The organism is Bradyrhizobium sp. 35 (assembly GCF_023073215.1).
In the GTDB taxonomy this organism is placed as follows: domain Bacteria; phylum Pseudomonadota; class Alphaproteobacteria; order Rhizobiales; family Xanthobacteraceae; genus Bradyrhizobium; species Bradyrhizobium canariense_D.
The window spans coordinates 75,085-88,634 of the sequence record NZ_JADPJC010000092.1 but is presented as its reverse complement, the minus strand read 5'-3'; the positions used below and the strand labels follow the sequence as shown (position 1 = coordinate 88,634).

The following is a 13,550-nucleotide window of genomic DNA, read 5'->3' as shown; positions in this document are numbered from 1 at the left end:
CACGCGCCGAGTAAATAACGGCTTAACCCTCCCAATAAGATGTTGGCAGCGCAGCCAATCCGGAATTCTACAGCTCCCGCGCCACGCCGGGCAGCGCCGGCACGAAGCGGACCTCGACGAGTTCCTTGCGCTCGATCCCGGCTTCGGTCCGGCTCAGCCGGATCAGCGTCTGCACCCCCTGATGCGGGCCGACGGGCGCGATCAGGATGCCACCCACCTCCAGCCGCTCGACCAGGTTCTCCGGGAGCTGCTCCATCGCGGCCGTGACGATGATGCGATCGAACGGGCCAATATTGGGGGGCAGATTGAGTCCGTCGCCCAGCATCACCTCGACGTTGTGATAGTTGAGTTTTTCAAGCCTGATACGTGCGGCATCCGCAAGCTTGCGGTAGCGCTCGACCGTCAACACCTGGCCGGCGAGCCGCGACAGCACCGCCGCCTGGTAGCCCGAGCCGGCGCCGATCTCGAGGACGCGGTGCTTCTTCTGAAGCTGGAGCTGCTCGGTCATGTAGGCGACGACAAAGGGCTGGCTGATGGTCTGCCCGCAGGCGATCGGGAGCGCGCTGTCGCGATATGCGCCGTCCCGATCGGCGTCGTCGACGAATTGATCGCGCGGCACCTCCTCCATGGCCCTCAGGACCGCCTGGTCGCTGATGCCCCGACGCCTCAGCGTGAGCTGAAACATCATCTTTTCCGGCGGGTGCTGATGGGGGGTCATTGCCTGCTTGTGCTGTGTTTGCGGTCCGGGACGCCCAACCCGGGCGCGAGATTCCTGTTCGGGCTCAGGGAACCCATGATAGGCTTCGGATGGCGTAGTTGACCATAAATTGGCTTGCAACGGGCGAGCCGCGATGGCCATTTTCAGGCATCCGTTCGTCGAAACGCGCATTGCGTCGATTCATGTTATCTGCGAACGTTTTTGGCAATGGGCAAGGACTCGACCATGACCGCGACGGGGCTTACTGGCCGCTCTGTATTCCTCGTCGAAGACGAGGTGATGATCAGGATGATGGTCGCGGACATGCTCGAAGAGCTTGGCTACAAGATCGCAGCCGAGGCGGGCGACATCACCGAAGCCATGCGGCTCGCCCAGGCAACCGAGTTCGACATCGCCATTCTCGACGTCAACGTCAACGGCAAGGTCATCTCGCCGGTCGCCGATGTCATCAAGGCGAAGGGCTGCCCGTTCATCTTCGCCACCGGATACGGTTCCTCGGGCCTGCCCGAGCAGTACCGCGATCGGCCGGCGCTTCAGAAGCCATTTCAGCTCGACGCCCTCGGCAAGACCATCGAAGCCGCGCTTCGCGGCGGCTAGGCCCCATTCCAGGTCGGATTACTTCAGCGTCGGACTTACTTCAGCGTCGCACTCAGCGCCTCGGAAAACGCCTCGTTGGTCCGGTCGAGCCTGAGCGGCGTGACGGAGACGTAGCGTTCGCGGAGCGCCGCGAGATCGGTGCCGTCGGCCGGCGTATCCATCATCGCGGTGCGCTCGAAGCCGATCCAGAAATACGGATTGCCACGGCCGTCCCTGCGCTCGTCGATCCTAAGGAAGCCGAGATTGCGCTTGCCTTGCCGCGTCACGCGGATGCCCAGCACATCCTCCGGCGCGCAGGCCGGGAAGTTGACGTTGATGACGGTGTCCTTCGGGATGCCGGCGGCGATCACCTTGCGCAGGATGTCGGGCCCGAATTTGCGGGCCGTGTCCCACAGCGGCCGGTCGCGGGTCTCCACGCTGAACTCCTGCGACAGGGCGAAGGACGGCAGCCCCAGGATGGTGCCCTCCAGCGCGCCGGCGATGGTGCCGGAATAGACCACGTCCTCGGCGACGTTGCGGCCCTTGTTGACGCCGGACAGCACGACATCGGGCAGCTTGGCGCCGAGGATGTGGCGCGCGCCCATGATGACGCAGTCGGTCGGCGTGCCGCGCACCGCGAAATGCCGCGGTCCGACCTCGCGTAGGCGCAGCGGATCGTTCAGCGACAGCGAATGCGACACGCCGGACTGGTCGAGCTCAGGCGCGACCACCCAGACGTCATCGGACAATGCACGCGCGATCTCCTCCAGGACCTTGAGGCCGGGGGCGTGGATGCCGTCGTCATTGGTGCAGAGAATGCGCATGGGAAAGGTCGATTCCTGAAGCGGGTCTGAGCCGTCTTATCCGGCCGGGGCCGATCAGGCAAACCGGCCGGCTGGGGGCGGCACCCGGTTGCCGGCTTGGCCGGCTATCGGCGAACGCGCCATTGCGGCAGGAAGCGCGCCAGCCGGCCCTCCGCGTGCAATTTCATCGCCGGCACGACCGGGCTCACGATGGGAGCCTCGATGACGCCGAGCGCCTCCAGCTGTGCGACGAACGCGTCCGGCACCGGCGCCTGCGGAAAGCGTTCGCGTGCCAGCGACAGTGCCTGGTCGAAATCCGCGGCATTCACACCGGGCTTGGCGCGCCGGCTCTGGACCAGATCGTCGTCCCAGAGCCGCGTGATCGCGATGTCGAGCACGCCACGCAGCCGCTGATCGACGGCCTGGATACCGGCACCCGTCACCGCCCATTGTCTGCCGACCCAGAAGATATCGCGGTGCAAGGCCATGAACGATCGGTTCGCGTTGTCGGGTGGCCGGCAGGATAACCGGCCGCCCGATCTTCGCAACCAAACGTTTCTCCGTTTCAGATTGGCGGCACGCCTAGTCGCGTGCGACCACCTTCAGCCCGCCCATATAGGGCTGGAGCACGCTGGGGACCGCAATCGAGCCGTCCTCTTGCTGATAGGTCTCCATCACGGCGATCAACGCGCGGCCTAGCGCTGTGCCGGAGCCGTTGAGCGTGTGCACGAACCGCGGCTTGCCATCGGGGCCGCGCGAGCGCGCGTCCATCCGGCGGGCCTGGAAATCGCCGCAAACCGAGCAGCTTGAGATCTCGCGGAATGCCCCGCCGTCGCCCTGACCCGGCATCCAGACCTCGATGTCATAGGTTTTTTGCGACGAGAAACCCATATCCCCGGTGCACAGCGTCATCACGCGGTAATGCAGCTCAAGCCGTCGCAGCACTTCCTCGGCACAGGCGAGCATGCGCTCGTGCTCGTCCTTGCTCGTCTCCGGCGTCGTGATCGAGACCAGTTCGACCTTGGTGAACTGGTGCTGCCGGATCATGCCGCGGGTGTCGCGCCCTGCGGCGCCCGCCTCCGCGCGAAAACACGGCGTCAGCGCAGTCAGCCGCATCGGCAGCTGCTTTTCGTCGAGGATGGATTCTCGGACGAGATTGGTGAGCGCCACCTCCGCGGTCGGAATGATCCCGAGACGCTCGGTCCGGAGCCGCTCATGGTCGGGCGCGGCGAGCAATTCGCCCTTGATCGCCCAGAACTGGTCGTCCTCGAACTTCGGCAATTGTCCGGTGCCGAACATGATCTCGTTGCGCACGAGCAGCGGCGGATTGATCTCGGTATAGCCGTGCTCGTCAACGTGTAGATTCAGCATGAACTGGCCGAGCGCGCGTTCGAGCCGCGCCAGTCCCTTCTTCAACACGACGAAGCGCGCGCCGGAGAGCTTCGCTGCGGTCTCGAAATCCATGTCACCGAGCGCGGCGCCGAGATCGTCATGGGGTTTTGGCACGAACGCGTAGTTGCGCCTGTTGCCGAAGACATGGCGCTGCACATTGCCGTGCTCGTCGACACCATCGGGCACCTCGCCGAGCGGCAGATTGGGGATCGCCGCCAGCTCCTTGGCGAGCTCCGCGTCGGCAGCCTTCGCGGTCGCCTCGAGCTCCGGCATGGTGGTCTTGAGCTCGGCGACCTCCGCCATCAGCTTCGCCGCGCGCGCCTCGTCCTTCGTCTTCTTGGCATCGCCGATTTCCTTTGAGGCCGCATTGCGCCGCGCCTGCGCCTGCTCGGAAGCCAGGATCGCCGCACGCCGGGTCTCGTCGATCGCAAGCAGCGATGCCGACATCGGCTTCAGGCCGCGTCGTGCGAGGCCGGCGTCGAAGGCTTGCGGGTTGTCGCGGATCGATTTGATGTCGTGCATGGCCGTGGTCCTGGGGCTTGTTGCAACCCTGCAAATCCTGGATTTGCATTTATGCAAATGGCTGCTTCCCCTAGCACGGCTGTCATCGCCCGCGAAAGCGGGCGATCCAGTATTCCAGAAACATCACTGATTCCCCGATAGGCCGCGGCGTACTGGATTCCCCGCTTTCGCGGGGAATGACACCGGAGTATGGGGCGCCCTACTCTGCCGGATTGGCCGGCGTCGATACGTCGGTGCCGCTAGAGGCTTGCGAAGCTGCAGCCTTCTTCTCCACAATTCCCACCGCGATGATCGAGCCCTCGTAGAGCGCGAGCAAGGGAATCGCGAGCGAGCACTGGCTGAGCACATCGGGCGGGGTCAGAACGGCCGCGATGACGAAGGCAACGACGATGAAATAGCGGCGCTTCTCGCGCAGCATTTTAGACGTGACGATGCCGATGCGCCCCAGCAGCGTCAGGATCACCGGAAGCTGGAAGGCGATGCCGAAGGCGAAGATCAGCGACATCATCAGCGACAGATATTCGCCGACCTTGGGCAGCAGCTGGATCTGCGCGGTCTCGTCACTGCCGGCCTGCTGCATGCCGAGCGAGAAGCGGACCAGCATGGGCAGCACGACGAAATAGACCAGTGCTGCGCCCAGCACGAAGAAGAACGGGGTCGCGACCAGATACGGCAGGAAGGCCTGCTTCTCGTGCTTGTAGAGTCCGGGAGCGACGAACTTATAGATTTGTGTCGCGACGATCGGGAACGAGATGAAGCCGGCGCCGAACAGCGCGAGCTTGAGCTGGGTGATGAAATATTCCAGCAGCGCGGTGTAGATGAATTTCGAGTTCTCGGGACCCGCGATCCACACGAACGGCCAGACCAGCACGTTGTAGATCTGCTTGGCGAAGAAGAAGCAGAAGATGAAGGCAATGCCGAAGCCGAGCAGCGCTTTGATCAGCCGCGAACGCAGCTCGATCAAATGGTCCATCAGGGGAGCTTTGCTGGCCTCGATATCGGCGGCGCTCATGACGCTTTGGCGCCCTTAATCGCCTCGGCCGGCGCAGTGTCCTGGGTGACCGAATCTTGCGTGACCGAACCTTGAGCGACCTGCGCCTGCTCGACCTCACGGGTGATGGCGAGCGGCTCGTTCACGGCCGCATGTGCCTCGGCTTCCACGAAGGTCTCCGGCGTCGGCGCTTCCGGCGTGGTGGGCGTCGTCAGCACTTCGCTTGAAGTCGCCGACGGTTCGACAGCGGTGGAGATCGAGGTCTCGGCGGGCTTGTCCAGCGCATCGACGCGGAGCGCGTCGCTGACGTCTTTCTGGAGCGAGGTCATCAAATTGTTGCCGGCGAAGCCGGAAGCCGCTTCCTTGACCTCGTCGAAGCTCTTCTTGAGGTCGGCCATTTCGGCCTCGCGCATCGCTTCCTGGAATTGGCCCTGGAATTCGGCGGCCATCTTGCGCGCCTTGCCCATCCACTGCCCGACCATGCGCAGCACGCCCGGCAGCTCTTTCGGGCCGATGGCGATCAGGGCCACGACCCCGATCAGGACCAGTTCACTCCACCCGATGTCGAACATGAGGTCTTCCGTTCACGCCAGCCGCAGCCGGCCCAATCCCTCGCGCGCAGGATCGGGTCCGCTACCCGCGTCTCGCGTGCTCTCTGGCTCAGACGGCCTTGCTGCCGACGTCCGACCGTGCCGCGGTCGGCGCGGCATTGTTGTGCTCGATGGACTTGGCCGGCTCGGGCTTGTCGGCGACCTTGTCGTCGTCCTGCATGCCCTTCTTGAACGCCTTGATGCCCTGCGCCACGTCGCCCATCAGATCCGAGATCTTGCCGCGACCGAACAGCAGCAGGACCACTGCGATCACCAGGACCCAGTGCCAAATGCTGAGTGAACCCATCCTGCAACCCTCCAAACGCGCATGGCCGGGGACCGGCCGATCTTCACCGAAACCTAGGCTTGGCAGGTGTCAAAAACAAGGACCAAGGCAGCGCCAATTCGCTGTTGGCGCTACGTAATTTTGCTAGTGTTAACTGGTCGCAGGCGGCCGGTAAAAGGCCGGGACTTCAGTCCTCGCTGCCACCCCCGCCCCCCTCATGGCCGCCTTCCGGCGGCGTCTCAGGCTCGACCGCGGGCGCCAGCGCCAGATCAAGGTCCTCGCCCGGCTCCAGCGGATCCTCGTCTTCCCGCAAAGTCGGGTCATCCGACGGCGTCGGCACGCTGAATCCGGTCGGCAGGCGCGAATCCAGCAGGCCCGTGCCCTTCAGCTCCTCCAGGCCCGGCAAATCGCCGAGCTGTTCCAGAGTAAACTGCGACAGGAAGTCCTCGGTGGTTCCGAAGGTCAAGGGACGGCCCGGCGTCTTGCGACGACCGCGCGGCTTGATCCAGCCGGTTTCCAGCAGCACGTCCAGCGTGCCCTTCGAGGTGACGACGCCGCGGATCTCCTCGATCTCGGCGCGCGTCACCGGCTGGTGATAGGCGATGATCGCCAGCACTTCGATCGCGGCGCGCGACAGGCGGCGGGTCTCGGTGCTCTCGCGGGTCATCAGCCAGGCGAGATCGCCCGCGGTACGGAAGGTCCATTTGTTGGCGACCCGCACGAGATTCACGCCGCGCAGGGAGTAGTCGGCCTGCAACTGCTCGAGCGCGGCCTTCACGTCGACGCCCTCGGGCATGCGCTTGGCCAGCGTCGCGGTGTCCAGCGGTTCATTCGAAGCGAACAGCAGCGCTTCCAGCAGCCGCAATTCTTCGGGACGTGCCTGGGACTCGTTCTCCATCGGCTCGGCCTCTTCTACCCGCACTTCAGCCAGGCTTGCCATGGCAGATTCTCCTTGTTGCACTTAAGCGACCGGCGCATCGGGCGCAGGAGCTGCGTCCATGACCGGCTTGGGGCGCCCCTTCCGGAAATAGATGGGCGCAAACGCCTCTTTCTGATTCAGCTCGAGCTGACCTTCGCGCACCAGCTCGAGCGCAGCCGCGAAACTCGAGGCGAGCACCGTCGCGCGCTGCGTCGGATCGGCGACATGCTGAAGCAGAAAATCGTCGAGAACGCCCCAATCGTCTTGCTCGCTGATGCTGCCGACCAGCCGCTCCAGCGTGGCGCGCGCCTCGGCGAGCGACCACACCGTGCGCTTGGCCAGATGCACGCTCGCCAGCACGCGCGACTGGCGCTGCGCGGCATAGGCGGTGAGCAGGTCATAGAGCGTCGCGGTATATTTCGGATGCCTGATCTCGGCGATCTGCTCGGGCTCGCCGCGCGGGAAAATGTCGCGCAGCAATTGCTGCCGGTTCATCAGCCGGTTGGCGGCTTCACGAATGGCCTCCAGCCGGCGCAGCCGATTGGCGAGCGCCGTTGCCATCTGCTCGGCGCTCGGGCCTTCCGCACTCGGCGGCTCCGGCAGCAGCAGACGCGATTTCAAGAAGGCGAGCCATGCCGCCATCACGAGATAGTCGGCGGCGAGCTCGAGGCGGATCTTTCGCGCGGCTTCGATGAAGTGGAGATACTGGTCGGCGAGCGCCAGGATCGAGATCTTGGCGAGATCTACCTTCTGCTGCCGCGCCAGTGCGAGCAGCAGGTCGAGCGGACCTTCATAACCCTCGACGTCCACCACCAACGCCGGCTCACCCTCGGCGAGCTCTGCGGGCCGCCCGGTTTCAAACGATAGGATTTCTGCGGTCATGCCGATGCCGTGTTTGCCCGTGCGATCAATGCCTCCAGTTCGGCGCGCGCGGCCGCGCGATCGAACGGTTGCGGTCCTTTACGCGCAGCGAGCGCGGCGTTCGCCCGCTCCAGCGCCCTGCCCGCCAGTTCGGGTGTCTGGCCGGCGACCTCACGCATTTCCTCGATGTTGCCGTTGCAATGCAGGGCCATGTCGCAGCCGGCCGCAAAAATGGCGCGGGTCCGTTCGGCGATGTTGCCCGACAGCGCGTTCATCGACACGTCATCACTCATTAACAAACCCTGGAACCCGATTGCGCCGCGAATCACCTCAGCGATCATTGTCGCAGATGTCGTCGCCGGATGGGCGGGGTCGACCGCGCTAAACACAACATGTGCAGTCATGGCCATCGGAAAATGCGCCAAAGGCTTGAATGCCGCGAAGTCGGTGCGATCCAGTTCGTCGCGCGACGTGTCGACCGTCGGCAGATTGAAATGGGTATCGGCCGTAGCTCGGCCATGGCCGGGGATGTGCTTGAGCACCGGCAACACGCCACCCTGTTCCAGGCCCTCGGTGACCGCGCGGGCGATCGCGGCGACCTTTCCCGGTTCGGTGCCGTAAGCCCTGTTCCCGATGACGGCGTTGGCGCCAGCCACCGGCACGTCGGCCAGCGGCAAGCAATCCACGGTAATGCCGAGATCTGCGAGATCGCACGCGATCAGCCGGGCGCTGAGGCGCGCCGCGGTCAGCCCGAGCGCCGAATCAGTATCGTAGAGGCCTGCGAAAATAGCGCCCGGCGGATAGACCGGCCAATGCGGCGGCGCCAGGCGCTGCACCCGCCCACCCTCCTGATCGATCAGGACAGGGGCATCACCGAAACCCGCAACCGCCCGCAATTCCGCAACGAGTGCAGCAACTTGAGCCGGCGTCTCGACATTGCGCTTGAAGAGGATGAAGCCCCACGGGCGTTCGCTGCGGATAAACTTCCGCTCGGCGGCGGTTAGTTCCGTTCCGGAAACGCCGGTAATGAAGGCCCGCGTGCTCATACGGCCGATTAACCCTGACCCGCGAGAGGGTCAAGGAAACGGCCGTTAATTCCTCTGGACGAAGCAGGCAGACAGGCCAGCGGATTTCAAACTGTTGCAGGCCTGGTTCGCCTCTTCGAGCGATCCGTACGGCCCAGCGAAGGCGCGGTAGACGATTCCCTTGCCCTTGTCGGTCAGGTCGACCCGCTTGACCACGGGTGCGCGGGAGCCAAGCACGCTGCCGTACTTGCTCTGAAGCACCCGGTAGGAGGCGTGGGCGCTATCCTCGGTCTGCTGCGAGGAGACCTGCACGACGTAGCCGCCGCCACCGCTGCTCGCGGGCGCAATTTGCGTCGGATTGGTCGCAGCCATCCGCTGCGGTGGCTCCGCGGCCGGCGCCGATTGCGGCGCCAGCGAGAGCGGCTGATTGGCACTGGCATTGGCCGAGGTCGGCGGCGTGCGTGGTGCAGCTGGTGCCGCAACGGGCTTCGGGAGAGCTGTCGGCTTCGCGGCCGTGGCCGCTTGCGACGCGGTGGCGTCGGTCTGATCGCCCTTCACGGCCACGGTCCTGATCGCGCGCGGCGAATTGTTCGGCAGCGTGCCGTTACTCGGATTCGGGCCCGCACTCGACAGCGGAATGCTGGACGGCGACACGCTCGCGACTGGCGGCGGGTTCGCGTTCTGGTTCAGCGCCGGGAACACCACGCGGGGACCTCCCGCCTTGGCGTTGACGTCGACAGGCGCCTCCTCGCGCGGCACTATCTTCTCGGCGCCATCTCCGGTGACCATGCGGTCCGGTACCTTGGCTGAGGAGTCCGACGGCGCCGGCACGATTTTGGTCGGCGTGTTGTCGGCCTTGATGATCGGCGGCTCGCCGCTGCGGGGCGAGCCCACATAGGTCTTGTAAGCGAACGCAGCGCCGGTCCCGACCACGGCAAGGGCCAGGATCGCCGCGACGGTCATCATGCCGCCGCGCTGCTTCTTCGGCTCGTCGAGATCGGCCTCGGGATAGTCGCTCTGGAACGCGTAAGGATCGTCGGGATAGGCGGGATCGCGCTGATAGTCCTGCTCGCCCGCCTCCAGCCGTCCGTAGAGCGCCTCGTCGTAGCGCGCCGGATCGGGCTGCTGGTGGGCTTGCTCCTGGTAAGCCTGATCGGGCTGCTGATATGCCTGATCCTGATAGGCCTGCCCCTGATGGGTGCGAGCTTGATAGGCCTGATCCGGATAGGCCTGCGGCTGACGATAATCAGGTTCAGGCTCGGGCGCAGTCGGCTGGGCTGAATAACGATGCAGTGGATGAACCGGGTTTACGGAAGCGGGATAGGCAGGCTCAGCTGGCACCGTCTGCGGCTGCACATTGGCGCGCCGCATCCATGAGGGTGGCCCGGGCGGCGGCGGGGCCTGCTCGGCATAGTCCTGCTGGCCATCGTCCTGGCGATAGTCATCGTCCTGATAGCTCTGGGCAGGCGCAGGTGCTGCAGGCGGGTGCACGCCCGGCCGCCCTTGCGCTGCGAACGGATCGGTTTGCCCGATCAGGCGAGCAAGTTCGGCCAAGGGATCACCGTTCTCCGCCCTCCCATGCTGATCGCCACCGCGATAGTCATCGGAAGGAAACGGTCTGTCCTGATATCGTTCGGCCATCGTGATGATGCGTCCCTTCGGGAAAGCCGCGCGCCCCTCGACCAAGGCGCGGCTTTCGACCCACAAGGCTTTCAACCAAGTCTAAGCGATCCGGCTTCTGCCGGTTACCCCCGAAATCCCTTAAGTAGTTCGCCCCAAACTACCGCATCTCGTCCGGAGCATGGACGCCGAGGATGGCGAGGCCCGATGCCAGGACAGAGACGACGCCCTGGACCATGGCCAGCCGCGCCTTCGTTAGATCTGCATCATTATTGATAATGAAGCGTAAATAGGGCAAATCGCGCCCCTTCGTCCAAAGTGCATGAAATTCGCTGGCTAAATCATAGAGATAGAAGGCAATTCGGTGCGGCTCGTGGGCGGTTGCGGCCGCTTCCAGCATGCGCGGAAATATTGCGAGCCGCTTAAGAAGGTCGAGTTCAGCCGGGTTCGACAGCCGTTCCACCGCCGACTCACCCAGCCAGGCGATGCGCTTTTCCGTTTCCTCCGGGAGTTCCGGGAACACCTCGGCCCGGGCGTTGCGGAAGATCGAGTGGCCGCGGGCGTGGCCGTACTGCACGTAGAACACCGGGTTGTCACGCGACTGTTCCATGACCTTGGCGAGGTCGAAGTCGAGCACCGCGTCGTTCTTGCGGTAGAGCATCATGAAGCGGACGGCGTCCTGGCCGACTTCATCCACCACCTCACGCAAGGTGACGAAGTCCCCGCTCCGCTTGGACATTTTCACCGGCTCGCCGTTGCGCAGCAACTTCACCAGCTGGACGATCTTGACGTCGAGCGCCCCCTTGCCGGAGGTGGTCGCCTTCACCGCCGCCTGCATGCGCTTGATGTAGCCGCCATGGTCGGCGCCCCAGACGTCGATCATCTCCGCGAAACCACGATCGAACTTGTTCTTGTGGTAGGCGATGTCGGCGGCGAAGTAGGTGTAGGAATTATCCGACTTGATCAGCGGGCGATCGACGTCGTCGCCATAGGCGGTCGCCTTGAACAGCAACTGCTCGCGATCTTCCCAATCCTCGGTCGGAGCCCCCTTTGGGGGCGGCAGACGGCCCTGGTAGACGTCGCCCTTGGCGCGCAGGAAATCGATGGTCTCGGCGACCTTGTTGTTGCCGGCGTTCTGTAGCGAGCGCTCGGAGAAGAACACGTCGTGGCGGATGTTGAGCGCGGCGAGATCATCCTTGATCTCGTCCATCATCATCGCGATCGCCTTGGCGCGCACCGTCGGTAGCCACGCGCCCTCGCTCACGGCGAGGAGCTTGTCGCCGTGCTCCTGCGCCAGCGCCTGCCCGACCGGCTTCAGATAGTCGCCGGGATAAAGGCCTTCCGGCATCGCGCCGATGTCTTCGCCGAGCGCCTCGCGATACCGGAGGAACGCGGAGCGGGCGAGCACGTCGACCTGCGCGCCGGCGTCGTTGATGTAATATTCGCGCGTGACGTCACGGCCTGCGAATTCAAGCAGGCTCGCCAGCGCATCGCCGAACACGGCGCCGCGGCAATGGCCGACATGCATCGGTCCGGTGGGGTTGGCGGAGACATATTCGACGTTGACCTTGGAGCCGCCGCGGACGCGGCCGTAATCGGCGCCCTCGCGCAGCACGGTCCGTAGCGCCTCGGCCCATGCGGCCGGCTCCAGCGTCAGGTTGATGAAGCCTGGACCTGCGACGTCGACCTTGGCGATCAACGGGTCCGCGCGCAGCCGTTCGGCGATCTGCTCGGCGAGGTCGCGCGGCTTTGCCTTTGCCTCTTTCGCAAGCACCATGGCTGCGTTGGTCGCCATGTCGCCATGGGAAGCATCGCGCGGCGGCTCGACCACCACGCGCGAGAAATCGATGCCCTCGGGCCAGTTGGCTTCCGCCGCGAGCGCGCGGCAGACCGCGTGCACGCGTGCGAGCACGTCGGCGAACAGGTGCAGTGCTGAGGATGTGTCGGGCATGGGCGCCGCCTAACGCAAATCCGGGGTCGAGTCAAAGAGCCGCTGGTGCTCGGTCAGGGCGAAACGGTCGGTCATTCCGGCAATGAAATTCCCGATCCGGCGGGCCCGGTCGCCCTCGTTGTCCGCCTCCGCCCCGACCAGCCATTCCGGCGGCAGCTCGCCGGGCGAGGTGAGGTATTTTGCGAACAGGTCGAACAGGATCTGTTCCGCCTCGCCCATCACCCGCATGACCCGCTTGTGGCGGTACATGTGCTGATAGAGAAAGCGCTTGATGGCGGCCTCCTCCTCGGCGACCGCGGCGGGGAATGCGATCAATGCCCGGCTCTGCTGGCGCACGTCCTGTGCGGATTGCGGTTTCACGGCGGTAAGGTTTATCTGGGCCTCGGCGAACACGGCACCGATCAAGTGTGAGATCAGCTCGCGCACCAGCTCGGCGCCGCGCCTGACGTCTTCGAGATCGGGGTAATGCGCAGAAGTCTCGGCGATGATCTCCGCGGTCAGCGGCATCACCTTGAGGTCGTCGAGGTGAAACAGGCCGGCGCGCAGACCGTCGTCGATATCGTGGGCATCATAGGCGATGTCGTCCGCGATCGCGGCGACCTGTGCCTCCAGCGAGGCGAAACTCCACAATTCGAGATCATAGATCTTGATGTAGTCGGCGATGCCGACGGGAACGCCGCGCTCGCGATAACGCCCGGCCGGCGCACCGCTGCGATCGGTCAGCGGGCCGTTGTGCTTGACGATGCCCTCCAGCGCTTCCCAGGTCAGGTTGAGCCCGTCGAATTCGGGATAGCGCTGTTCCAGGGCCGCAACGACGCGGAGCGTCTGGGCGTTGTGATCGAAGCCGCCAAAATCCTTCAGGCAGGCGTCCAGCGCCCGCTCGCCGGCGTGCCCGAACGGCGGATGGCCGAGATCGTGGGCGAGCGCCAGGGTTTCCGTGAGGTCCTCGTCCAGCCCGAGCTGCCGGGCCAGCGCGCGGGCGATCTGCGCCACCTCCAGCGAATGGGTCAGCCGGGTGCGGTAGTGGTCGCCCTCGTGGAACACGAACACCTGGGTCTTGTATTTCAGCCGGCGGAACGCGGTGGAATGGATCACCCGGTCGCAATCCCGTCGAAACGGGCTGCGGGTCCGGCTTGGCGGTTCCGCGACCAATCGGCCGCGACTGCGCTCGGGATCGCAGGCATAGGGCGCGTGGGGGGCAGCCATTCCGACGGACACGGCGAATTTAGTCTCTATCCATTTGATTCTGCGTATGGTGGCACTTAACTATGCCGGACGCGGGATACCAACTGAATA

The 13,550-nt window shown here is 64.8% G+C and carries 14 protein-coding genes; 1 reads left to right on the top strand and 13 read right to left on the bottom strand.

The annotated features are described in order from the left end of the window. Positions 1-67 precede the first annotated feature (67 nt). Positions 68-718: a protein-L-isoaspartate(D-aspartate) O-methyltransferase gene (locus tag IVB36_RS20080; RefSeq protein WP_026233485.1), complete on the bottom strand. Its 651-nt coding sequence runs from the start codon at positions 716-718 to the stop codon at positions 68-70. Between the two features lie 225 nt (positions 719-943). On the opposite strand from IVB36_RS20080, the gene IVB36_RS20075 reads away from it, so the two are divergent. Next, entirely contained in the window at positions 944-1,315 is a 372-nt protein-coding gene (locus IVB36_RS20075) for a response regulator (protein WP_007590670.1), read from the top strand. A 35-nt stretch (positions 1,316-1,350) separates the two neighbouring features. Here the strand turns inward: IVB36_RS20075 and surE are convergent, their stop codons facing one another. From surE to IVB36_RS20015, 12 genes are all read right to left on the bottom strand, one after another. Next, on the bottom strand, positions 1,351-2,118 hold the full coding sequence (surE, locus tag IVB36_RS20070) for a 5'/3'-nucleotidase SurE (protein ID WP_085353192.1): 768 nt from the start codon (positions 2,116-2,118) through the stop codon (positions 1,351-1,353). 104 nt (positions 2,119-2,222) lie between these two features. Continuing rightward, on the bottom strand, positions 2,223-2,585 hold the full coding sequence (locus IVB36_RS20065) for a hypothetical protein (protein WP_247392816.1): 363 nt from the start codon (positions 2,583-2,585) through the stop codon (positions 2,223-2,225). Positions 2,586-2,679: 94 nt separating this feature from the next. Next, positions 2,680-4,011 (bottom strand): serine--tRNA ligase, encoded by a 1,332-nt coding sequence (gene serS / locus IVB36_RS20060; RefSeq protein ID WP_247392815.1) that lies wholly within the window; start codon positions 4,009-4,011, stop codon positions 2,680-2,682. A gap of 199 nt (positions 4,012-4,210) precedes the next feature. Further along, on the bottom strand, positions 4,211-5,023 hold the full coding sequence (gene tatC / locus IVB36_RS20055) for a twin-arginine translocase subunit TatC (RefSeq protein ID WP_018458028.1): 813 nt from the start codon (positions 5,021-5,023) through the stop codon (positions 4,211-4,213). After that, entirely contained in the window at positions 5,020-5,574 is a 555-nt protein-coding gene (tatB, locus tag IVB36_RS20050; protein ID WP_247392814.1) for a Sec-independent protein translocase protein TatB, read from the bottom strand. Before tatB ends, tatC begins: the two co-directional genes overlap by 4 nt. Before the next feature lie 88 nt (positions 5,575-5,662). Continuing rightward, entirely contained in the window at positions 5,663-5,899 is a 237-nt protein-coding gene (locus IVB36_RS20045; protein WP_007610722.1) for a twin-arginine translocase TatA/TatE family subunit, read from the bottom strand. A gap of 166 nt (positions 5,900-6,065) precedes the next feature. Then, positions 6,066-6,818 carry an SMC-Scp complex subunit ScpB gene (gene scpB, locus IVB36_RS20040; protein WP_018458030.1) on the bottom strand — a complete coding sequence of 251 codons (753 nt, stop codon included), beginning with the start codon at positions 6,816-6,818 and terminating at the stop codon, positions 6,066-6,068. A 21-nt stretch (positions 6,819-6,839) separates the two neighbouring features. Then, positions 6,840-7,679 carry a ScpA family protein gene (locus tag IVB36_RS20035; protein ID WP_027518127.1) on the bottom strand — a complete coding sequence of 280 codons (840 nt, stop codon included), beginning with the start codon at positions 7,677-7,679 and terminating at the stop codon, positions 6,840-6,842. Then, complete coding sequence (nagZ, locus tag IVB36_RS20030) at positions 7,676-8,704, bottom strand: beta-N-acetylhexosaminidase (protein ID WP_247392813.1); 1,029 nt, start codon at positions 8,702-8,704, stop codon at positions 7,676-7,678. Before nagZ ends, IVB36_RS20035 begins: the two co-directional genes overlap by 4 nt. Before the next feature lie 45 nt (positions 8,705-8,749). After that, a complete protein-coding gene (locus tag IVB36_RS20025; protein WP_247392821.1) occupies positions 8,750-10,324 on the bottom strand; it encodes an SPOR domain-containing protein in 1,575 nt (524 codons plus the stop codon). A 139-nt stretch (positions 10,325-10,463) separates the two neighbouring features. After that, positions 10,464-12,254 (bottom strand): arginine--tRNA ligase, encoded by a 1,791-nt coding sequence (argS, locus tag IVB36_RS20020; protein ID WP_247392812.1) that lies wholly within the window; start codon positions 12,252-12,254, stop codon positions 10,464-10,466. A gap of 9 nt (positions 12,255-12,263) precedes the next feature. Further along, the gene (locus IVB36_RS20015; RefSeq protein ID WP_085362127.1) at positions 12,264-13,472 is read right to left on the bottom strand and encodes a deoxyguanosinetriphosphate triphosphohydrolase; all 1,209 of its coding nucleotides are present in this window, start codon (positions 13,470-13,472) and stop codon (positions 12,264-12,266) included. Positions 13,473-13,550: the final 78 nt, after the last annotated feature.

What these genes read in the sequence shown, in the direction of transcription:
- surE (WP_085353192.1), bottom strand. Translation starts at nt 2,118, where the DNA reads ATGCGCATTCTCTGCACCAATGACGACGGCATCCACGCCCCCGGCCTC.
- scpB (WP_018458030.1), bottom strand. Translation starts at nt 6,818, where the DNA reads ATGGCAAGCCTGGCTGAAGTGCGGGTAGAAGAGGCCGAGCCGATGGAG.
- serS (WP_247392815.1), bottom strand. Translation starts at nt 4,011, where the DNA reads ATGCACGACATCAAATCGATCCGCGACAACCCGCAAGCCTTCGACGCC.
- IVB36_RS20075 (WP_007590670.1), top strand. Translation starts at nt 944, where the DNA reads ATGACCGCGACGGGGCTTACTGGCCGCTCTGTATTCCTCGTCGAAGAC.
- nagZ (WP_247392813.1), bottom strand. Translation starts at nt 8,704, where the DNA reads ATGAGCACGCGGGCCTTCATTACCGGCGTTTCCGGAACGGAACTAACC.
- IVB36_RS20025 (WP_247392821.1), bottom strand. Translation starts at nt 10,324, where the DNA reads ATGGCCGAACGATATCAGGACAGACCGTTTCCTTCCGATGACTATCGC.
- IVB36_RS20065 (WP_247392816.1), bottom strand. Translation starts at nt 2,585, where the DNA reads ATGGCCTTGCACCGCGATATCTTCTGGGTCGGCAGACAATGGGCGGTG.
- tatB (WP_247392814.1), bottom strand. Translation starts at nt 5,574, where the DNA reads ATGTTCGACATCGGGTGGAGTGAACTGGTCCTGATCGGGGTCGTGGCC.
- tatC (WP_018458028.1), bottom strand. Translation starts at nt 5,023, where the DNA reads ATGAGCGCCGCCGATATCGAGGCCAGCAAAGCTCCCCTGATGGACCAT.
- IVB36_RS20080 (WP_026233485.1), bottom strand. Translation starts at nt 718, where the DNA reads ATGACCCCCCATCAGCACCCGCCGGAAAAGATGATGTTTCAGCTCACG.
- argS (WP_247392812.1), bottom strand. Translation starts at nt 12,254, where the DNA reads ATGCCCGACACATCCTCAGCACTGCACCTGTTCGCCGACGTGCTCGCA.
- IVB36_RS20035 (WP_027518127.1), bottom strand. Translation starts at nt 7,679, where the DNA reads ATGACCGCAGAAATCCTATCGTTTGAAACCGGGCGGCCCGCAGAGCTC.
- IVB36_RS20045 (WP_007610722.1), bottom strand. Translation starts at nt 5,899, where the DNA reads ATGGGTTCACTCAGCATTTGGCACTGGGTCCTGGTGATCGCAGTGGTC.